Annotated in this window: 19 protein-coding genes and 1 pseudogene; 5 read left to right on the top strand and 15 right to left on the bottom strand. The window is 67.7% G+C overall.

The window, feature by feature from the left end:
- The coding region (locus tag ACIQE0_RS20805; protein ID WP_402334201.1) for a flagellar biosynthesis anti-sigma factor FlgM at nt 1-246 on the bottom strand (246 nt) is incomplete at its 3' end.
- Nucleotides 247-664: 418 nt separating this feature from the next.
- Between ACIQE0_RS20805 and ACIQE0_RS20800 the strand changes: the two are divergent.
- A pseudogene (locus ACIQE0_RS20800) lies at nt 665-1,359 on the top strand (transposase); the annotation flags it as partial.
- 22 nt (nt 1,360-1,381) lie between these two features.
- Here ACIQE0_RS20800 and ACIQE0_RS20795 read toward each other — a convergent pair.
- From ACIQE0_RS20795 to ACIQE0_RS20785, 3 genes are all read right to left on the bottom strand, one after another.
- Complete coding sequence (locus ACIQE0_RS20795) at nt 1,382-1,693, bottom strand: hypothetical protein (protein ID WP_402334198.1); 312 nt, start codon at nt 1,691-1,693, stop codon at nt 1,382-1,384.
- Nucleotides 1,694-1,720: 27 nt separating this feature from the next.
- The gene (locus ACIQE0_RS20790) at nt 1,721-2,194 is read right to left on the bottom strand and encodes a type II secretion system F family protein (RefSeq protein ID WP_402334195.1); all 474 of its coding nucleotides are present in this window, start codon (nt 2,192-2,194) and stop codon (nt 1,721-1,723) included.
- A gap of 211 nt (nt 2,195-2,405) precedes the next feature.
- Nucleotides 2,406-2,534 carry a hypothetical protein gene (locus ACIQE0_RS20785; RefSeq protein ID WP_402334192.1) on the bottom strand — a complete coding sequence of 43 codons (129 nt, stop codon included), beginning with the start codon at nt 2,532-2,534 and terminating at the stop codon, nt 2,406-2,408.
- Nucleotides 2,535-3,791: 1,257 nt separating this feature from the next.
- On the opposite strand from ACIQE0_RS20785, the gene ACIQE0_RS20780 reads away from it, so the two are divergent.
- Nucleotides 3,792-5,450 (top strand): alpha/beta hydrolase, encoded by a 1,659-nt coding sequence (locus ACIQE0_RS20780; protein ID WP_402334189.1) that lies wholly within the window; start codon nt 3,792-3,794, stop codon nt 5,448-5,450.
- 3 nt (nt 5,451-5,453) lie between these two features.
- Nucleotides 5,454-6,041, top strand: coding sequence for a hypothetical protein (locus ACIQE0_RS20775; RefSeq protein WP_402334186.1), 588 nt, complete (start codon nt 5,454-5,456; stop codon nt 6,039-6,041).
- Between the two features lie 782 nt (nt 6,042-6,823).
- On the opposite strand, the gene ACIQE0_RS20770 is transcribed toward ACIQE0_RS20775, so the two are convergent.
- From ACIQE0_RS20770 to ACIQE0_RS20755, 4 genes are all read right to left on the bottom strand, one after another.
- Nucleotides 6,824-7,249, bottom strand: coding sequence for a hypothetical protein (locus ACIQE0_RS20770; protein ID WP_402334183.1), 426 nt, complete (start codon nt 7,247-7,249; stop codon nt 6,824-6,826).
- Between the two features lie 155 nt (nt 7,250-7,404).
- Nucleotides 7,405-7,992 (bottom strand): transcriptional regulator, encoded by a 588-nt coding sequence (locus ACIQE0_RS20765; protein WP_402334180.1) that lies wholly within the window; start codon nt 7,990-7,992, stop codon nt 7,405-7,407.
- A complete protein-coding gene (locus tag ACIQE0_RS20760; RefSeq protein ID WP_402334177.1) occupies nt 7,992-9,617 on the bottom strand; it encodes a multiprotein-bridging factor 1 family protein in 1,626 nt (541 codons plus the stop codon). Before ACIQE0_RS20760 ends, ACIQE0_RS20765 begins: the two co-directional genes overlap by 1 nt.
- A gap of 11 nt (nt 9,618-9,628) precedes the next feature.
- Nucleotides 9,629-10,012, bottom strand: coding sequence for a hypothetical protein (locus ACIQE0_RS20755; protein WP_402334174.1), 384 nt, complete (start codon nt 10,010-10,012; stop codon nt 9,629-9,631).
- Nucleotides 10,013-10,172: 160 nt separating this feature from the next.
- Between ACIQE0_RS20755 and ACIQE0_RS20750 the strand changes: the two genes are divergently transcribed.
- Together ACIQE0_RS20750 and ACIQE0_RS20745 are read left to right on the top strand one after the other, a co-directional pair.
- Nucleotides 10,173-10,382, top strand: a complete 210-nt coding sequence (locus tag ACIQE0_RS20750) for a DUF6221 family protein (RefSeq protein WP_402334171.1) — start codon at nt 10,173-10,175, stop codon at nt 10,380-10,382.
- Nucleotides 10,383-10,443: 61 nt separating this feature from the next.
- Nucleotides 10,444-11,253 (top strand): hypothetical protein, encoded by an 810-nt coding sequence (locus ACIQE0_RS20745; RefSeq protein ID WP_402334168.1) that lies wholly within the window; start codon nt 10,444-10,446, stop codon nt 11,251-11,253.
- A 151-nt stretch (nt 11,254-11,404) separates the two neighbouring features.
- On the opposite strand, the gene ACIQE0_RS20740 is transcribed toward ACIQE0_RS20745, so the two are convergent.
- The 7 genes from ACIQE0_RS20740 to ACIQE0_RS20710 form a co-directional block, all read right to left on the bottom strand.
- The gene (locus ACIQE0_RS20740) at nt 11,405-12,277 is read right to left on the bottom strand and encodes a phytanoyl-CoA dioxygenase family protein (RefSeq protein WP_402334165.1); all 873 of its coding nucleotides are present in this window, start codon (nt 12,275-12,277) and stop codon (nt 11,405-11,407) included.
- Nucleotides 12,278-12,654: 377 nt separating this feature from the next.
- Entirely contained in the window at nt 12,655-13,695 is a 1,041-nt protein-coding gene (locus ACIQE0_RS20735; protein WP_402334162.1) for a hypothetical protein, read from the bottom strand.
- A 102-nt stretch (nt 13,696-13,797) separates the two neighbouring features.
- A complete protein-coding gene (locus tag ACIQE0_RS20730) occupies nt 13,798-14,736 on the bottom strand; it encodes a hypothetical protein (RefSeq protein ID WP_366338780.1) in 939 nt (312 codons plus the stop codon).
- Nucleotides 14,733-17,435, bottom strand: coding sequence for a PEP/pyruvate-binding domain-containing protein (locus ACIQE0_RS20725; RefSeq protein ID WP_402334159.1), 2,703 nt, complete (start codon nt 17,433-17,435; stop codon nt 14,733-14,735). Before ACIQE0_RS20725 ends, ACIQE0_RS20730 begins: the two co-directional genes overlap by 4 nt.
- Complete coding sequence (locus tag ACIQE0_RS20720; RefSeq protein ID WP_366338776.1) at nt 17,435-18,424, bottom strand: NAD-dependent epimerase/dehydratase family protein; 990 nt, start codon at nt 18,422-18,424, stop codon at nt 17,435-17,437. Before ACIQE0_RS20720 ends, ACIQE0_RS20725 begins: the two co-directional genes overlap by 1 nt.
- Complete coding sequence (locus ACIQE0_RS20715) at nt 18,421-19,068, bottom strand: methyltransferase family protein (RefSeq protein WP_402334156.1); 648 nt, start codon at nt 19,066-19,068, stop codon at nt 18,421-18,423. Before ACIQE0_RS20715 ends, ACIQE0_RS20720 begins: the two co-directional genes overlap by 4 nt.
- The gene (locus tag ACIQE0_RS20710) at nt 19,065-20,174 is read right to left on the bottom strand and encodes an AfsA-related hotdog domain-containing protein (protein ID WP_402334153.1); all 1,110 of its coding nucleotides are present in this window, start codon (nt 20,172-20,174) and stop codon (nt 19,065-19,067) included. Before ACIQE0_RS20710 ends, ACIQE0_RS20715 begins: the two co-directional genes overlap by 4 nt.
- Nucleotides 20,175-20,529 lie beyond the last annotated feature (355 nt).

The raw sequence follows: 20,529 nt of genomic DNA, 5'->3' as shown, positions 1-20,529 counted from the left end.
CGTCACCAACTGACCGGAGGCTATCTGATTCTTCACCCGTGCCACAGCGTCGGCTCTGACATTCGCGGGGGCTGCTGAATGCTCCTTGCGGAACTGCTGTAACGCGTCCTTGAAGTTCTGCGCCGCCTTGTCGTTCGAAGCCACCTGGACCGCCGCAGCCGGTTGCCCCGCGACTGCGGGCACCGACCCGGTGCGCGCCGGAGCACCCGCACTGGCCCCACTCCCGATGGTAAGCACCATCGCCATCGCTACTCCCGCAGCTACCGTCGAGAACCCCGAGGCGACCACTGCAGCGACCGTCGGAACATTCCACTTTGCTGTACTCACGGATCTCTTCCCCTCTAGTGCATGTTTCCGCATGGATACTTGCGATCGATCGCATACAGAGCGGATCGATCAATTCGGTCAATCCGGAGCACTATTGGGAAAGCGGAAACGCACCCCTAGGCGCGGAACCTGAACAGCCCCGTTTCCTCTTCCCCCAGTCCCCCTGCCGCTAGGCGTGTTCATGCCGAGCGGCGCGGAGCGACGTTAGCCCCCATTTCCGATAGATCCAAACGACCTACCGCTCATTTGTGGACACATCCGACTTGGATGCCGAAGGTTCGCCAAATCCCTCGCCCATTCCGGCCAACTTCACTTCAAATCGCCATCGTGAAGGACGATGCGGCGGATCGCCGACCTCTACCCCGGCGAGGCCAAGAGCGACGCCCCGCGACGCCTTCGTCATTGCCGACGCTGCCCGCGTCATGCCCCACACCCTCCGCTCGGTCGAAGTCGAAGACGAGACCATCGCCGAGCTGAAGATGATCGTCGACTTCGACGACGACCTCGCCAGCGAAGCAACCCGCATCTGCAACCGACTCCGCGGCCCGCTCACGCAGATCCACCCGCCCCTGGAGCGAGACCTTGGCCCGCGTGTCCAGCACCCAGCCGTCCTCACCGCTGGAACGGTGGGGAACTGCTGGAGAATCACCCTCTTTCCAAGGCCATGACGTCCATGCCGGGGATCGGCGTCAGGATCGGAGCCAGGATGCTCATCGACGTCGGCGACGGCAGCTCGTTCCCCTCTGCCCACCTCGCTGCCTACGCCGGCCTCGCCCGGCAACCCGCAGCGCAGGCTCCTCAATCCGTGGCAAGCAACCGTCCCGCAGGGGAAACAAGCAACTCAAACGGGCCTTCTTACCCTTCGCCGCCCTGGCCGACCCGAAATCCAGGGCTTACCACGACCGGAAGATCAGCCAGGGCAAGCACCACGCCCAAGCCCTTCTCTGCTTCGCGAGACGCCGGGCCGACGTGCTCTTCGCCATGCTCCGCGTCGGAACCTTCTACGAACCCCAGCCAGCCCAGTCAGCATGAAGCGTCGAGGGTCCGCCTGGCCTCAGCCCACAGGTACTCGAACTCCTCCGCGGAGATCTCGGCCGCCTGGGGGCTGGTCCTGCCAGCCGTCCAAGTTGCCCTCGGCCAAGACGCCATACCGCTGTTCATAGTGGCCCATCGCCGCGACAGCGGCATGGTCACGCAAGTGCAGCACCTCTTCCAACGAGGCCGCCGTCACCGGCCGCGAGTCCGCCCCTCGGACCTCGACCTGACGCGCTGCCCACCCCTCGGCATCGGCCTCGAAATACAGCCACAGATCTTCGTCCTCGTAGTAGGTGCGGAACCAGGTCGTCGTGCCGCCATCCTCACCCACCAGGCACTCTCACCACTTTGACCAAACTCATAGGTACACCCCGGCTCTGGCGCGTGCGCCCGGCGCCACCCCGAGGACGAGGAAGGCCGGCAGGAAGCACCCCGACAGCGGGAGGGTGACCAGCACCCCCGCCCGCCGGGCCCGCGCGGTCGCGGCCCGCCCCCACTCGGCGCGCAGTTCGGCCGCGACCCGAAGGGCCGGCTCCACGGCCGGGGCCCCCGATATCCCCGCCCGCTCCATGCAGCGCGCCAGCTCCTCGGCACCGGGGAGCTCCGCCAACCGCGGCCATACGGCGGCGGGTTCACCGCCCAGGCGCAGCTCGGCCGCAATATGGCGCAGCCGCTCGGCGACCGTCCCGTCCAGCGACCGGCCCACCGCCTCGACCGCCTCCCGGGGCCCGGCGCCGGCCGCCAGACAGGCCGCCAACAGATCACCGGCCGGGGCCAGTTCGGCGGCCACCCGCCCGCCGACGGCCCGTTCGACCGCCGTGGCCCGCCCCACTTTCCTCAGCCACCCCTCCGACGTACCGCCCCCGAGCCTCTCCAGCCCTCCGCCCTCAGCCCCGGACCGTCCACCGCACCCAGAGGAAACGCGGCGGGGCCCGGTCCCGCTGCGCTCGTCTTGGCAAGGATGCGGCCCCGCGGGTTCGTCCAACAGCCGGCTGGGCCGGCCTGCGCGGTGGCCGCGGCACGACGAGGACTGTGTCGGAGCGTCAGTCGGCGTGTTGCAAGGGCACGATGCCGGTTGCGTCGCCGCGGTAGCCGTAAGGCATCTTCTCGGCAACGGCGACCAGTGTTTCCGCCAACGCCTGCGGATCATCCTGGTGCGCGGCACAGCTCATGCGCTGTCTCCTGGTCCACTTGATCCGAGATCCCGTCAGAGACGAGCAGTACCAGGCGGATCTCTTCGGCCATTCCCACCTGACGACACCAACCACCTTGCCGCCGCACAGCCCTCGGAAGGATCAGAAATGCCGTTCTCAAGGCAGCAGCGCCGGGCAGGGTGTATCGGCCCATGACAGTAAGAGGACTCGCATGTGCCGGCCTACGTCAGTGACCTCGCCCGTACTCAACGCCCGAACAGGGAAAACACCCGGCCTGACATGCCGTCACGGACGCCAACCCACCGACGCCAACCCTGCACATCGCACGCTGGCCTCCTCCCCTACCCAGGAGCAGAAACTGCTGCGCTGGTGCGGGAACCCCGCCTCGCCTTCAACTACGCGCTCGCCACGAAGAGGCAAGCCCGTGAACAGTGGCGCGCCAAGGTCGACGAACTCGTCGCCGGCAGAACACCAGAGACGGAGACGCGCAAGAAGACGAAGGTCCCGGTCCCGTCGAAGCCGGCCGTACAGAAGGCGTTCAATACCGAGCGTGGCGGCACCTGGACCGACATCGAAGGCCTGCGTCCGTGGTGGCACGAGGTCAACCCCCATGTGTTCCAGTCCGCATTCACCGACACCGACCGGGCCTGGGAGGACTGGCTGGACTCGTCCCCAGGGAAGCGAGCTGGCCATCGGGCGGGGTACCCGCGGTTCAAGAAACCCCTGATGAGACTTCATGGGCGCCGTGAAGGTCGGCTGACACAAGATTGGCTGGATGTTGCGCCGCTGAGTCGAGTTCTGGAGCCTTCACGTAATGTGGGGAGCTGGCTACTTCTGAGGGCGCTTACTAATGACCGCTCACGGAACCAGGAGTACAAGGCAACACGGGAATCGGGGGGACTTTTGTCGACCAACAAAGTCAATCCAGCTGCGCTTCGTACGGCCGCTACCCATAGCGAGGAGATGCGAGCTGGCGTACGAACTGCCATTGGGAGCCTGAACTCACACCATCAGGGCATAGCGGGACAAACCGATGGGTTTGAATTCGTTGGAGAACTGATGAGGACCCATCAGTCTTGGCATGAGCGACTCACTGATGTCCAGAAGGAGTGCGGCGAGGTCACACGCTCGCTCAGGGAATCTGCGGACAACTACGAAAAGAACGACGAGGCAACTGCCCAGTCTTTCACCCGGACTCCCACCAGGAGCTCGACCTCTGTCCGCCCAGCAATGCAGAGCGCCGCTCCTCTCGACAGCCCCTTTGGGTGATACCTCATGACACTGACCGTACAGGACCTCCAGAACCTCCGCTTTTCCGCGCTAGAAGCAGCAAAGGAAGAATGGGCGCAGGTCGCGCGGCGCCTAGGTGGCTATTGCGATCGCATCGACGCATACATGCGCAGTCCACTGAAGCATGAATGGTCTGGGGATGCAGCCGATAAGGCACAGCAGCGCATGAGCAGGCTGCGCGAGAACTTTCAGTTCGGCGGTCAGGAATGTGCACTGATCGAGACGACGCTGGACGGAGTCATCACGGAGTTGCGAGCGCAGCAGAAGGCACTCCACCAAGCATTGGATGAAGCCATCAGGAAGGGCTACAAGATCGCACCGACCGGCGAAGTCGTCTGCGCTGATGAGGGCGACATACCCACCGGAGAACCTGACGCGGTTCCGGCAAAAGAACGGGAACGGCGTGGCCTTGAGGAGAACATATTCTCTGTTCTACGTAATGCCATGGAGACAGACGCTCGCTACCGTGAGGCCCTTTCAAGATTGCGGGTTGACCGAGGGCTTTCCGTGGACAATCTGGAGTCGATGCGGGACGCCGCGGACATTTCCAAGATTGCGGGAGCGACCGTTGGACTTGAATCGGCTCCCGCAAAGGGTACGGATCCGAAGAAGGCCCGGGACTGGTGGAACGGCCTGAGCGCGGAAGAACAGGAAGAGCAGCTGGCGCTCAACCCGGGCGTCATCGGAAACCTCGATGGAATACCGGCAAGGACTCGCGACAAAGCCAATCGAGTTAACCTCGACCGGCTGGTTGCCATGTCTCCCAAGGATGCTCCGGACGAGGTGAAGGAAAGATACGAAGGCTACAAGGCAATCAGAGAACGCCTGGTGAGCGACGAGGGGAAAGAGCCGGAAGCGCTCCTGCTCGGAATCGGCCCGGAGGGGCAGGGAAGAGCTATCCTCTCGTACGGGGATCCAGATACGGCGGACAACGTCGCTGCCTACGTGCCTGGCTTCAGCACCACGCTCAAAGACGTGGGGAAAGAGGACGGGGACCGTGCTGAGAATGTCTGGAACTCCGCAAATCAAGCGGACCACCAGCATAAAACCGCCTCGATTGTCTGGCTTGGATACGATGCACCACAGGGCCCTGAAGTCGCAGACACAGAGCGGGGCAAGCGAGGCGGGGCGGACTTCGGGAATTTCCTGGGCGGCATCCAAGCAACTCATCAAGGCGACCGCCCGCACGTGACGGCGATCGGACACAGTTATGGGTCGTTCACGGTGGGCCAGGCAGCTCAGCGTGAGGGAGGAATTCCCGCAGACGACATCATCCTCGTGGGGAGCCCTGGGACGGGGGCACAGAAGGCCGAGGATCTTGGGGTCGGCGCAGACCGGGTGTGGGTTGGAGCAGCTGATAGCGATCTTGTTACCCATGCACCTTCCAAAAGCGAATCAGCTTGGGGCATCGCCACCGGCCCCATTAATGGAGGAATAGCCCACCTTACCGATCCGCATGAATTGTGGTTCGGGCAAGATCCAGCCAGCGATGACTTCGGCGGGAATCGATTCAGCGTCGCATTCGGAAACCCGAAATCATCTCATTCCAATTATTTCAATCCCGAAGGTGGCGATTCACTGGACAACATGGGAAAGATTGTGACCGGACACCCAGAAAAGGTCACCTTCCAGAGGAGGCGATAAAACGTGAAGAGTCAACGGAAGCTCGCCGCGGCAGTCGCTGGCGCGCTGATTTCAACGGGGTTCATCGGAGGCTGTTCGGTGTTGCCGGGAGGTAGCCCCGATCCGACCATCAACGTGGATCAGGCCGTCAAGCAGGTCGACTCTATCCTGGATGACACCGTCGAGACGGTACACCCTCAGCTCAAATGGCGAGACGGACCGGCTCGGAGATCAGAGCGCAGAAACCCCTTCACAAATAAGGCGAACGGAGAAGTGAACGTTGGCCGGTACCGCTATGCACGAACCAAGGTCTCAAAAACGAAACTACCTGAGCTGCTCGCAACTATCACCAAGCATTGGAGCATGGAAGGCTTCAAGACCATCGCTTCGAATCCCCGAGAGCCTTCACTTTCGGGAAATACGAAAGACGGCCGCTTCGTCAAATTCTCGGTGAGCAGCTTCGGCGATGTCGAACTCTACGCCAGCGTTGGCGCCCTGTCCTCCGAGAGCAGCGGTGACATTAAAGGAGAGGAAGGCGACCAGTTTCCTCAGGCACCCAACGGCGGACCGGACTACACCCCGGATATGCGGGACTCCTACTGGTCCCGGTGACACCTGCGCCGACCACGGACAGCCGCGTCCGGCTCATCAACGCCCGCGGCAGGTAAGGTCGGCCCCGGCCAAGTCGCCACCTGGGGCGTCGTCCGCGACGACCACACCACCGGCTTCTCCCCCTACCGCGGCGGGTCCAGCAGCACTTCCCCTTCGACTGGCGCCCCAAGTAGCTCATGCCGCAAGCCGGAAACGGTTCCGTACCCGCCGCGGAGCAGGCAGCGGCAGTACTGGAGATCGCCTTCGCGCGTGAGTCAGGTGTGCGACTGCTCCCCGCGTTGGCCGCCGGACCGGCCCGCAGCTCCCACCATTGCCCAACTGGTCGAGGCCATAGACCAGTTGGAGGGTCTGGCCGTCGTGGCGCGAACGCGCCGCTCCCAGACGAAACTTCAGCCATTGCCCGAGATGTCGCCAGCGCTGGTTGTCTGAGGCCGACCGTGTTCCAGGACGCGGCGGTCGCGACCACCGTGGCCGCCACTCCAAGACGTTGGCCTGCGGAGGCAGTCGTGACCGGATCGTCGCAGCTCTTCCGAGTACGCGGCCATGCGGCCGATCGTCTGCCAACCAACGCTGGACCAGAGCCAGTTCCCCACCGTCCACGACCTGTTCCCACGCCTGCTCCACCTCGGCCGCAGGCACCACCCCGGGGCACCGATAGGCGGCCAGGAACCGCACGTTCTCCAGCAGGAACCGATCCGCTCCAGACCAGATCTCGTATTCCCAGCCATGCTGCCGAAACAGCTCGCCCGGCTGTGCCAGAGCTTCCGCGATCTTCGGGTCCTTCAGCCGGTCCACTGGCTTGACGTTGACCACCGCACCGTCCCGAGCGCATGACCAGCAGAAAGTCCGGAACATGATGCCGCCCGCACCCGGTCACCGACACGAGCCGCCAGCCGACACGGCTGAGCGAAGATTCCCTGCGCTGCGGGGTCAAAGTCCGCCAGCAGCAGCCGGGCCGGCTCCAGCCGGCCCTCATAGACCACATGCCCGTAGACCACATGCCCGCCCGTCGTCACCGACGAGTACTTGCCCGAGTAATGGGTCATTCCATGCACCGACCGGACATCCCGCCGCGGCTTCGACTCCGCGAAGTCTGCCAACCGCAGCTGGCGTACCGGCACTTCACGTGCCGACGTGTCCTCGTACCGGATCGACACCGTAGGAATCTTGCGCGCACGACGGGCGCTGCCCGTATTCCGTACCGTCATGTCCCGGACGGTACGGAACCCCCGGCATACCCGTCTCCGAAAGATCGCAAGAGATCTACAACGATAGCTACGGACCGTAATGAATGCGCACCGATCCCTGGGTTTGCGCCTTCATTGCGCATCGATCCGCAGATCCTAGAGCACGCCTGGCTGGATCAGGCGGCCCAGCCGACGGAGGAGACGTAGGTGTAGGCGTCCCAGTCGGTGCCGAGGCCGCCTTGGATGATCTCGTCCCAGATCGCTTCGAGTTCGCGGGCGTCGTGGGTGATCCATGCGTCGATGGTCCGATCCCAGATCAGGCCGCGGACGTTGAGGGAACGGGTTTCGACGTCGCGGCGGTGGCGGGGGTCGACTTGGGACTGGTCGGCGGGGTCGATCTCGATGCGGGTGCCGCGGCCGTGGTTGGTCAGGCGGCGTTTGAGGTCGGCGACGACGTTGCGGCGTCGTAGGTCCCAGTAGGCCACGTCCAGGCGGGCGAGGTTGGCTGTGCTGGGGGTGCGTTCCTCGGCGAGCCAGGCGATGAGGGTGCGGGGGCGGACGTGGATGCCGGCGCGGTCCATCGCCTCGTAGCCGGCGTCGGACGCCGTCAGGTAGCGCAGGCGGGCGGACAGGCCGCGTTCGGAGGTGACCGGTGACTCGATGCCGGTCACCATCCGGTCGATGCCTTCGGCGGTGCAGACCCAGCCGGGCAGGGCCCGGGCGCCGTAGTGGCCGATCCGGCGCCAGCGGGAATCCAGGGCCATCAGCGGGCCACCTGGCCGACGGTGTACTGGCCGGAGGCTTTCGCGGTGTCGCTGTGCTTGATCTTCATCTGGGACAGGCCGCGGCCTGGCGTGAAGACCTGCCGCCAGTCACCACTCACGTGGAGTTCGTCGGTGCCCATCATCGCGATGATCTCCAGGCCGGCCTGGTGGGCCTTGTAGGCCTTGCCCCAGAGGTTGGCGTAGGCCTGGCTGTGGATGATGTGCATCCAGTCGGGGCGTTGGATCTCACGGTTGTGGATGGACTCCCCCATCGTCGAGATGAACTTCGAGTACATCGCCTTGACGTAGCCCTCGGTGAGGGAGTCGTCCTGCGCGAGGGCCGTCTCCCGGGCTGCGGCGAGGACTTTGCGGAGGGCGTCGAGGAAGTTCTCCGTCGCGCCCGAGGTCCAGGACTCGTGCACGGTCGGCGCGCCGGTCAGGCCGTACTTGGGGCCGGACAGGCGCAGGAGCAGGCGCAAGGTGGCGTCGGTGATCCACAGGGCGCCGGGTTCCTCGCGGTCGCCGAGGGGGTCGGGTAGGTGCGGGTGCTGCCATGCGGCGGGGGTGACGAGGTGGACGCCGGAGCGTTTGGGGTCCACGCCGTCGTTGCCGGTGTGGTGTTCCAACTTGCCGATGGGCAGCCAGCACTTGAGGGCGGAGAGGTAGGCGGCGTTGGCGTCCAGGGCGGTGACGCGGATGGTGCCGGGGGCTTTGAGGGAGTAGTGGGGGTGGTGGAAGTTGGGGCGGGCCTCCCAGATCTGGTCCGGTTCCCGCTTCGAGGGCTTGTGCAGGATGTCGGGCAGGGACGGGTAGGCGGTGTACTGGTAGCGGGCACTGGCCCGGGTCTCCTCGAACAACCGCATCACGTCGGGGATCGCCCGCTTGGCCAGCGCCTGCGACGCGGCATCCGCATCGCCTTCGGCGCGCTCCAATTCCTGGTGCACGGCGCCGGTGATCAGGGTGTTGGTCTCGGCCTGGGCCCGGGCGGAGGACGTGGCCCGACGCTGCGGCCGCGTCGGCGCCGGGGTGGGCGTGGGCGAAGGCCGTGCTGCGTCGGCGGGCGCCGGAGTCGGGGAAGGGCTCGGCGGCGCAGCGGCGGCCGGGGGTGCGGCCGGGGAGGGTTGGCACATTGCGCCGGGGTGCAGGGACCGGCCGTCGGTGGCCTTGAACGGGGTCACCATGCCGCAGCGGATGCACGGTTCGGGATCGCCCTGCTCCACCAGGCCGTCGGGGCGGAACGCGGTCTGCGGCAGTTCGGCAGGCGAGGGCAGCGGTTGTGGAGAAGCGGTCTCTTGGGCGTTCGGGAGCGCTTCGGGTGCGGCCGGCGGCTGCGGGGATTTCGTCGCCGGGCGGTCCGGGGTGGGGGCGGGGAAGCGGTGGGCGAGCCCGTCGAGCAGCTTCCGGTACGCCTCCAGGCGTTGGGCCTTGGGTTCGGCGCGGCCTGCTTCCCACGCCTGGATGCTCTGGACGCGGACCCCGAGGGCTTGGGCGACGGCGGCCTCGGTCAGTCCGGCGGCCTCGCGCAGGCGGACGCGTTCGGGCGGGGCGGGCAGCAAGGTGTGGTTGTCGACGGCATCGAGGAGGGAGTCGATGGCGTCGAACAATCCCTGCGACGGCTCGGTCATCTGCTTCTCCCCTACCGGATGCCTTGGCGGATCTCTTCGAGGCGGGTCGTCAGCCGCTGGTAGCGCTGCGAGGCGGCCTGGGAGGAGTTGAATCCCTGGTGCTGGGAGATCTGCTTCCAGTCCATCCCGCAACGGCGGGCCTCCATGACCACCTGCGTCTCCAGCTGGTCCAGTGCCACACGCATCTGCTCGAAGAGACGAAGGCCGGCGGCCACGTCATCGGCCATCTCCCCGTGCGGGCTGCCGTCTTGCCGGCGGCCGGCGGCAACTGCCAGCAGACGGCCCAGCAAAGCCGCGTCCTGTTCCAGGTCATGGGCGGGAGTGCGGTGAACGGCGGGGTCATCCGCAAGTGCCGCCAGCCGCCGGCGAGCCGCGTCCTGAGCGTCGCGTGTCATGCGGCCACCCTACCGCACCCATCAACGAGACAACAGAATATTGTTTCATTGGTGATCGTGTGTGGGCGTCGGCTGCAGCCCGGACCCCTCGACGAACTTCCGGCCCGGTCAATCCCTTTCCGCGAAAGCGGCAGCCTCGGCAGCCTTCACCCGGCCCTCCATGGGGCCAGGCTCGCGGGGGTGGTGCGGTGCGGGTGGTCAGGTCCGCCCGCAGGCCGACCTGCGATCCGGTGGCGCGCCGGGAGTCCCAGGAGGATCTGGACGCGGGGGACGGCGCCCAGTACCCGGCCGGCGTCCTGGGGGTCCGCTCAGGCTGCTCGCGCTGAGGTACGCGGGCCACCCGGGCTACCGGGACGCGTGGCGGCGGTAAAGCAACTCCCTGGGTGTGTACGGGTGTTGAGTGCGCGTGCCACGGGTGTTTGACTTGGCCGGTGACTGCCATCGAGGGAGCGAACGCTCTCGACCAGCTCGGACCGGTGCTCAGCCGGCATCCGGTCGACCACCGCAAGCGATGGGTGAACGCCGCCTGGGCTCTGCTCATCGCCGTGCCTTCGGGTTGGCTGGGGGTGTGGGGCCTGTCCGCCACCGGCGAGGGGTCCGCGCGCAGCAACCGGGCGATCGGCCTGCTGATCGGCCTTGCGCTGGGCGCCGTGTGGGTCGCGGTGATCCAGATCGTCCGGGCGCTGCGCGGCGAGCCCGGGGAATACTTCGAGGTGCGGGAGCGGGGCCTGGTCCACGGGTCGCGGCGGGGGGTTGCCGGCTGGACCTGGGACCGCGTCACCTCCCTCCACGTCGAGGGGGACGCCGTCAACCGCATCGCGACCCGGCTGGGCAACGGCTACCGCATCGAGATCGGCTTCGCCGACGGCCGCCGGCTGCGGACGGACGGGCTGGCCGCGTACGCCGCGGGCCTGGGGCGCGTGCTGCTGGCCCGGTGCCCGCAGGGCGCGCTGCGCCCGCGGATCCCCTGGTGGGGCAGGGCGGGTGGATGGCTGCTGGTCTGGGCGGCGCTGTGTGTGCTGGGGATCGTGGGGCAGATCCTGTACATCACGGACCATCCCGACCATGAGCGCACGGAACAGACCACCGCCACCATGACCACGGTGACCACGGTGCCAGGCATCAGCGAGACGGGATATGCCCTGCTGACCTTCGGCATGATGGCGTGCTTGGTCTTCGCGATCACCTTCGTCGTCCTCTTCGTGCGGGGCCGGGCGTACCGTCGGTTGCCTGCCCGCTGAGCCGGGTCGTCTTCGCCGCTTCGGCAACAACGGCTCCAGCACCGCTCGCTGTTCGTCCGTGAGATCTCCCTGCCCCGGCAACGTGATCATCGCTCCTCCTCGCGGCGAGGAGATCGACTTGGTGCGCTTGGCGTCGGGCCGGGCGCGGGCGTCAGCTCCTTCGGCGGCTGTCTGCCGCCTGGTGTTGCGGAGTTGGCGCGGAAAGTCGTCGTCGGGGTGCTGGAGGTAGCGCAGTCGGCGACCGGGTGGCGGGGGTGCCCTGTGCCAGGCCCCGGCGGATCGCGATCTCCACGGGTGAGTAGGCGCCGTCAGCCCGCTCCAGTTCGTAGGGTGTGGCCGGCATCAGTGGCGGCTGGGCCATCAAGCGCGGGCGCGCCCCGTGGTGTGGTTGCGCTGCGTGCACCAGGAACGGATGGCACAGGAAGACGTCGCCCGGGGCGCCGGTGGCGAGGGCCAGTGGCCGGTGGTCGGATGCCGCCGCCAGATCGGGGGCAAGGGCCAGTCCGCTCGCCCCGTCCTCCCCGTACTTCTCCAGCACGTTGGGCACGTCGAGGTGTGAGCCGACCCGGATCCGGGTCGGGGCGTCCTCCTGGCCGACTTCGCTGAACAGGAACAGCATCAGCAACGCCCGGCCCCGGGAGCGCAGATTCGTGAAGGACCAGCTCTCGCCCGGTGGCAGATAGCTCCCCTCGATGTGCCAGCCCGCGTCGTCGGGCTCCTCCTGGTGGGGGAAGCGCAGCGGGAACGAGCCCAGTGAGTAGCGTGGCTCCCAGCGTTCCGCGCCGACGAGCAGGTCGTACGCGTGATGCAGGGAGGGGGAGTTCGGCGCGGCGGCGAACGGCCCCTGTGCCAGGCCGGCCACCCAGTGCACGGGCTGCGTCCAGGTGGCTGGATCGTCCGGGTCGCAGCCGGTCTCTCGCCACAGCAGCCGCGCGCAGTCCGCGGCCACGCGCGGCGCGACGGCGCCCTCCAGCTTCACGAAGCCGTCGCGGAGGAAGCGGGATACCAAGGTGATGTCGTCCATGCCCCCATCGTGCGGCGGCGCCGCTCCCGCTCACCCGATATTTTCCGCACCGCCTTTGTCGGGTGTTCACCGAGCTCCTTCTTGGCGCAGCGCATGCACGCACGCATGCACGCATGCACGCATGCACGCAGGTGGAGTCGAGCGTCGGCTCCCCGCCGGTGCGCGCCGCCGGCCGGGCTCGCCGGGAGCGCGCCGAGGCGCCGAGGCAGCGAGGCGGCGAGGCGGCGAGGCGGCGAGGCGGCGGTCCCGGCCGGTCCGGATGACCTACCGGATGCAGGCGGCGGTGTCAGGGGCGATCGCCCCCGCGCCGGTGGGTGCCGCGGGGGGAGTTCGTGCTGGTCGCCTCGGTGTGGGTGGATTCTGGGCGGTGCGAGCGGTCAACTGGTCTTCTGTGCTGCTTCCATGGCCGCTACCTGGGAGACGAAGAACGGCCGGTATTCCTCTGACCAGGCCAGGAAGTGCGTTGCCGTGGCCGGGCCGCCCGGCAGGGTGCGGGCGGCGTCGACCGCTGCCAGCAGGGCGTCGGTGGTCGTCTTGCGGTGGTATCGGTCGAGCAGCCACTGGCGTCCCTGGGCGCGCAGGCCGTCCTGCGGACGTCGGACGAGTTCCAGGGCGCGGTCTGCCAGCAGGCCGGTGCGCAGGTCCGGTACGCGCCAGGCCGAGGGGGCGTCGAAGAGTTCTTCGCCGCCGCCCAGGGGGTAGCCGGTGACCAGGCAGCCGCTTGCCAGGGCTTCGGCGACGGGCAGGCCGAAGCCTTCTCCTTCCGGTGAGCCCAGTGCGACGAAGACCGAGGTGTCGGCGAGGACTTCGGCGACCTGTTCGTGGCTCAGTCCTCGGATGGGGCGCAGCTCGACGCCTTCGCTGCGTGGGTCGGCGCGGAGCAGGCGTTCCAGGAGCAGTGATTCGGCGGGGCGGTTGCGTGGCATCCAGGCGATGCTCGCCGCTCGTTGCGGGGCGGGGCGGAAGAGTTCGCCGTCGATGGGGTTCGGGATGAGCAGGGGGGTGGGCAGGTGCGGGTGGGCGCGGCTGAGGACGTCGACGCTCTCGTGGGAGATGGTCCAGATGCCGGGGTCGGGGGTGAAGCCTGGGTATCGGCCCTGTGCGCCGCTGGTGAGGAAGGTGAGGAAGTGGCCTTGGTTGAAGATGACTTTGCGGGCGCCGGGGGCCGGGTCGTGTGCGGGCAGGACCGAGATCTCCGGGACGACCAGGAGGTCGTCGGCGCTCAGGTCGATGTGCATGCCGGACAGGGTCGGTATGCCGCTGTCGTCGAACCAGGTGTAGCGGAAGTCTGGTGTGGGCGACCATCGGTAGGCGTCGACGCCTGCCTCGGCCAGGAGCTTGACGTGTGCGGACAGGATGCGGGCGCCGCCCAGCGGGATGGGGTATTCGAAGTCGGCGTAGATGACTCGTCCGGTCATGGCACATCACACCTTTGGTCAAGGGAAGGGAGGGAGGGGCGAGGGAGGGGGCGGAGGGGTGGTGGGGATGGTGGGGATGGGTGGGAGGGGTGAGGGTTTGGTTCAGCCGAACCAGGGTGGTGCCTGGTCCATCAGTGCGGGCTGCACCGCTCCGGTGGCCAGGAATGCCAGATACGCGGCGAATGCCGGTCCGCCGGCGGTGTGCCGCCTCTGGCTGTGCCGGTGGAAGTCGACGGCGCCCCAGGCGACGAGCGCCAGGGGGATGGCCAGGACCGCGAGCGTGGCGGGCCGGACGTCGCCCGCGTCCGCCTGCAGGGTCACCACGGCGCGCAGGAAGCAGGCGGTGACCATGAGGGCTGTGGCGATGGCCAGGCTCCACCGGGCGCCGCAGGCCGTCGAGTAGAGCTTCTCGCCGGGCAGGGCGAATCGTGCCCGGAGGGTTTTGCGGGCGATCTCCCAGTGCAGGTAGGCCAGGAGGAAGGACAGGACCACCAGCGCGGTGGGCAGCGGTGGTGCGCCGGCGCTGCCGGAGGCGGCCGGCAGTGCTGCGTAGCAGATGAGTCCGGTCTTGAGTTGGATCGTGATCGCGATGTTTCCCCAGATGCTTTCGCGGAAGCGCTCGGAGGTCTTCTCCAGGAGGAGCAGGAGCACGCTGTAGGCCATGATGGCCGCGCCTGTCACGACGGCTGCCGCGCTGACGGCGGCGCTCAGGGTGAGGGCGAGGGCCGCCGAGCCTGCCAGGTAGATGCGGAGGGTTGCGGTGTCTGTCTCGCCGGTGACCAGGGGGCGGTCGGGGTGGAACTGCCGGTCGTAGTCGAGGTCCTTGATCTCGTCGACGGCGCGCATGAAGAACAGGATCACGAACAGGGCCAGTGCGGCGCACCCTTGCGCCGTGGCACCGGGGCCCACTGCCGTTGTGGCGGGGCGTAGTGGTGCCAGTGTGCCAAGGACGCCGGCCGGCCACAGCAGGACGTAGGCGAGGTAGCGCGGGGCGGGGAAGCGTTGGGAGAAGAAGCGCCAGAAGGCGTGCAGGGGTCTCATCGGGGGGCCTGGTCCAGGATGACGACGGTGCCGGTGCCTCCGTCGACTTCGATGAGGCTTCCTTCGGGGATTTTCCGGGTTGCCTCCGGGACTCCCACGATGGTGGGGATGCCGAATTTTCTGCCGGTGATGGCGGTGTGGGACAGCAGGCTGCCGCGTTCGACGACGATGCCCTTCGAGGCGAGCATGAGGTAGAGCCAGCCGGGGTCGGTTTCGCGGGTGATGAGGATGCTGTCGGCGGGGAACTGCCCGTCCAGGGCCGGGTCGGAGAGGATCCGGGCGTATCCGCGGACCTTTCCTGGGCATGAGCCCAGTCCGCGTAGTTCGTCGGTGCTTTCGGTGTCGTGCGGTGACAGGTCCTGCTGTTGGGGCACGGAGGTGGCGACCACGTCGCCGGTGGCGAACTCGCGTACCGGCCGCAGTGCCTGGGATTTTTTCAGGTCGCGCTTGCGGAGGGCGGCCAGTCCTGCCAGGTCGCGGGTGGTGCCGGTGCCGTCGATGAAGCCGAAGAGTTCGTCGAGGTCGAGGAAGAACACGTCTTCTGGGTCGCTGAGGACGTCGCGGCGGTGCAGTTCCGTGCCCAGGGCGCGGATGACCTGTTTGCTGTAGCCGAAGAGTTCGCTGCGCATGTAGCGGCCGGCTTCGCGGTAGTAGAGGGTGGTGCGCAGTCGGTCGAACAGGCCGAGCAGGAGGGCGCGGCGCAGTCGGGCTCGGGGCAGTTTGGTGTGCAGGAGTGCTTCGCCGGCCAGGCGTGTTCCGCGTTCGACTTCTTCCATGTCTGCGACGGTCAGGTCGCTTGCGGCGTATTGCTGGATGAGTTGGATCAGTTCCCAGGGGGTGTCGCGGAGGTTGGATTTCTCCAGTTTCAGTTCTGCGATGCCGCGGTCGCCGTACCGTTCGATGTGGCGGTGTACTTCGTCGGTGAAGTGGTGTGGGAGTTTTCCTGCGTCCAGGTGGTTCCAGATGGTGCGGGGTTGGTCGGCGAGGAAGAGGTCGTGGAGTCCTGCGTCGGCGCGGACCTGTTCGGCCAGTCGTACGGCGCTGAGTGCGATTTCTGCGCCTTTGAGTTGTCGGCCGCCGCACAGGAGCTGGCTGAAGAGGGTTTCTTGTTCGTCGATGTCCCAGCGGTCCATGGCGAGTTCGACGGCTTTGTGGAAGAGCACCATGAACTGGTAGTTGACCAGGGTGATGCCCCAGAGTTTTCCGGCGGTGCGCCAGGTGTGCCGGTAGTCGGCGATGAGTGTGAGGGGGTGCTGGTTGGTGGTTGCTCCGGTGCGCACTTCCTGTAGGAGTTCGCTCCATTGTGTCTGGAAGTTTTTGAAGTCGCGGGGCAGGGTGTGGTAGGCGCGTGCTACGCGGCCCCATCCGGTGATCAGGCGGGTTGCTCGGCGGCTGCGGGCGCGTAGGCCGGTGGGTTTGTGGGAGGTGTGGTGGTAGAAGGTGTCGAGTTCGGCGACGAGGCGTTCCCAGTCGCGGCGGACGCTGTCGAACATGGGGACGGCGGACAGCATCGTGATGAAGGAGTTGATGCTGTGGTAGATGCGGTTGTCGAGGAACCCCAGTAGTCGGGTCATGGTCTCGTGCAGGTCGTGCAGTTCGCTCTCGGGGACTCCGCTGCGGCGCAGGTAGTCGTGGTTGAGCAGCCAGTAGAAGCGGCGTGCCACCGAGTAGGTCATGGGGGTGGTGGTGTCGGGGAAGCTTTCGGAGACGTTGGCGCTGCTCCAGATGCGGTGCCGGTCGGCTTCGATGGTGACGGGCCGGGACTGCACCACGTGGACGAGGCCGTCTTCGGTGAAGGTGGCCTCGATGTCCTGTGGTTCGCCGAAGATCTTCTCGATGTCGCGGCCGAGTCGGGCCAGTGATCTGGCCTCGCGGTCGGCCAGGACGGGGATGTCGATGCGCGGGCTGGGTACGGCGGTCTCGACGGTTCCGTGTCCGCGGTCGGCGTCGAGGGTCACCATGGTCGTCTTGTGGGCTATGACGCTTTCGACGGTGTGGGTGCGGGAGTGTACGAAGTAGTGGTCGACGGGGGCCTTTTCCTGGACGACGCCCTCGCCGATGCCCCAGGTTGCGCTGATGACCGTGTTGTGTGCGTAGCTGGTGGGGTCGCAGGTGAACAGGACCAGGGAGCGTTCGCCGAAGACCATGCGTTGGACGCCGACGGCGACCAGGAGCCCGGAGAAGGGCAGGTGCTGGCGGTGTCGGTAGAGCAGTCCTTCGGGGCTGAAGGCCGATGCCCAGCAGTTGAGTACGGCCGCTTTCACGCCGGAGGGGGGGACGTAGAGGAAGCTGTCGCTCATGCCGGCGAAGGGGTTTTGTGCGGAGTCCTCGCCTTGGCCCTGGGCGCCGATGACCGAGGCGCGCACGGCCAGCAGCGGGTTGTCGGGGAAGTCGGTGGCCAGGTGGTGTTCCAGGGCCCGCTCGATGTCGGTGCCGAGTCCGGTGTCGGTGATGACTTCGCGGATGCGGGCGCTGGTGGCGCATACCTGGTCCCAGTCGTCCAGGTCGGTGTTGCGTACCAGGGCCTCGAGGGTGTCCGCGACCGGTGCGACTGCCTGGTGGTAGGCGGTGCCGGTGAGGCAGAACAGTTCGGGGACCCGGATGCCGTGTGTGTGGAGGGTTTTGAGGCGGGCGAATTTCCAGCCGACGCTGTCGGGGGTCATGCCTGCGTCGAGGGTCTCGATGAGGGTGTCGTTCATCAGGTGTCCTGTTCGGGTGGGTACGCCCGGTAGGAGCGCAGCACCGTTTCCGGTGATTTCGCGGTCAGGGCGGTTCCGATCTCGCTTTCCAGGAGGCCGACGTCGGCCCAGTGGGACCGGGTGACCAGTTCGAGTCGTTCCGCGAGGTGGGACGCCCCCTGCCCGGGGAGGACGGAGGTCAGGGCCCGTAGCGGGGCGGCGGGGAGCCAGCGCAGGGGGCCGGGTGGGGTGGCCAGGAGGTCGAAGAGGTCGTGGAGGGCTACGGGTCTGCGGTAGGCGACGTTGAGGGGTGTGCGCAGGGGGGTGCCGCGGGCGGCGCGGTCCAGGACGCGGCGTGCCAGCTGTGCGATGACCGCGCCGTAGTCGTCCGCGTCGATCAGGCTGAAGTGGGTGCGGTCCGCGGGGAGGCGCAAGGGGAGTTGGCGGAGTCTGGCGATGCCGGGGAGGAAGGAGGTGTCGTCTTGGCTGGTGATGAAGCGTGGGCGCAGGAGGTAGGCGGTTGCGTTGCGCTGCCGCATGGCCTGGGTGACCTCGTGCTCGGCGCCCAGTCGGGTGCGGGCCAGGGCTGTCGCGGGTCGGGCGGGGGCGGTCTCGGTCACGCGGATGTGGGCGCCCTTGCCGTAGACGGACAGGGAGCTGCCCAGGAGTACGCCTTGGAGTGTGTCGGGGGCCGCGTCGAGCAGGGCGCGGGTGCCGGCCACGTTCACGGCGTGCAAGGTGGCCTGGTCGCGGCTGCGGTGCTCGCCTGCGAGGTGGACCAGGACGTCGGTGTCGGGCGGCGGGAAGCCGGCGGGCAGGCGCCCGGGGATCTGGCCGCGCAGGTAGGTGACGAACGGCAGGGGTCGTGGGGGTGGTTGGCGGACCAGGGCGGTGACGGGCCAGGGGGAGGCCATTCCCGACAGGTGCCGCAGGAAGGCACTGCCGACGTAGCCGGTGGCGCCGGTCAGGGCGATTCTGGGCGGCCGGCCGGTGCGGGGCGTCGGGGTCACCACAGGAACGGCACGAGGCGTTTGCGGCTGGCCATGAAGTCGCGGTAGCCGGCGACGGTGGACATCACTTTTTCCTCGACGGTGATCCTGCGGACGACCGCGGGGACGAACAGCAGCAGGAGCAGTGCGACGCTGAGCGGGTTGAGGAAGTAGGCCACCAGGCCGATGTGCGCGAGGAGCATCCCGGCGTAGGCGGGGTGCCGCAGCAGTCGGTAGGGGCCTGAGGTGGCGATGCGGTGCTGGGCGTCGGTGCGTACGCGGTGGGAGTAGAAGGTGCCCAGTGTGCGGATGGAGACCAGGCGCAGGGCGATTCCGGCCAGGAGGAGCAGCAGGGGGCCGCTTGCCGGCAGTGGCGGTGTGTGGGGCAGGGGGCCGTAGAGGGCGGCCAGGACGGTGGCGAATCGTGACAGGCCGTAGAGGATCTCTGTGCCGTGGTCGTCTTCGGTGTCCTGCATCCGGGCGGTGCGGAAGGTGATGCGTGCCTCCAGCAGGACCCAGCACAGGTAGATGCCGATCATCACCGTGGGCAGGGGGAAGGCGGGGCTTGCGGTGTCCCGTGCCGCTCGGACGAGGGCTGCGGCGCCGGCCAGGAATCCGGTGAAGAAGAAGAGCGCCGGGAACTTCTCGGTGATCCACTGCTTCATGCCCGCGCCTCCGTCGTCTTGGAGGTGGCCTGGCGCATCCGCCGGTATGCGGCGGGGGGAACGGCGCGGGCTTTGAGGTGCAGGTGGCCGACCTGTGTGCCGCCGGCGTGGACGGCGATGTCGATGCCGCCGCGGGCGCGGCCCCTCAACGGGCTGATGTGGCAGACCAGTTGCGGGGCGGTGGGCCAGGTCGCGGTGCCCGGGAGTGTCAGGTGGATGGACATCAGGATGTACTGCCAGTTGGTGGGGATGTCCCATGCGGTGTGGGAGGTGAGGGTGGCAGTCTGACGGATGGCCTCGACCAGCACAGTGGCGGGGTGCACGTCGGGCCACCGGTCGGCGGGCGGGGGGATCATGGGGGTGGTGTAGCTGTGGTCGCCGGTCTGTTGCAGGGGGCCGATCAGGACGTTGTCCGGGGACTTTTTGTGGACCAGCTTTGCGGGCGCACGCCGGGGGCGGCTGTGTCCGGGCGTCGGGGCGGACGCTGGGGCGGGCGCTTGGGCGGGCGCTTGGGCGGGTGCTTGGACGGGCGCTGGGGCAGGCCCTTGGGCGGGCGCTTGGGCGGGCGCTGGGACGGGTGCTGGGGCGGACGCTGGGGCAGGCCCTTGGACGGGCGCTTGGGCGGGCGCTGGGGCGAGCCCATGGACGGGCCCTTGGGCGGACGCATGGGCAGGCCCTTGGACGGGCGCTTGGGCGGGCACTGGGGCGGGCCCTTGGGCGGACGCTGGGGTGAACAGTTCCCGCTGGTCAGCCGGCTGAAGTCGCAGTGACCCCGTGCAGACGCTGGTCTGGCCTTGGCGGATGTCGAGAGTGAACGTGTGCTTGCCCGGCGGGTTCTGCCTGAGGTGGAGGAAAGCATCGGAGCTGTGCTCGCACAGGCCGTTGAAGGTCAGGTCCAGCGCACCCACTCGCAGCGGACCGGCGGCGTGCCGGGTGACGAGGTCTTCTGCCCGGCGGAGGGCGGTGTCCACCAGAAGCATCCCCGGTATGTGATCCAGGGGATGGTCGTAGAAGAAGGTGTGGGTGTCCTCGGTGGCGATCTTGGTGATGTCGGCGGTGGGACCGCGGGTGGTGTGGTGCGCCGGGTTCACCGTGTCGGTGCTCATGAAGTGCTCCGGGGTGTGCTCGGGTGTGCGGGGCGATGGGTGTGCGGGAGGTGGTGTGGGTGAGGGGTGGTGTGGGTGAGGGGTGATGGGGGTGGGGAGTTGGTGGGGTGAGGGGTGATGGGGTGAGGGGTGATGGGGCGCGAGGTGACGAGGCGCGAGGCGCGGGGTGATGGGGCGCGGGGTGATGGGGCGCGGGGTGATGGGGCGCGGGGTGATGGGGCGCGAGGTGACGAGGCGCGAGGTGACGAGGCGCGAGGTGACGAGGCGCGAGGCGCGGGGTGATGGGGCGCGAGGCGCGGGGTGATGGGGCGCGAGGTGACGAGGCGCGAGGCGACGAGGCGCGAGGCGCGGGGTG

It is taken from the genome of Streptomyces sp. NPDC093097, assembly GCF_044754325.1.
Taxonomy (GTDB): domain Bacteria; phylum Actinomycetota; class Actinomycetes; order Streptomycetales; family Streptomycetaceae; genus Streptomyces.
Note: the sequence above shows the minus strand (reverse complement) of the source record. Positions and strands in the feature narration are given on the sequence as shown.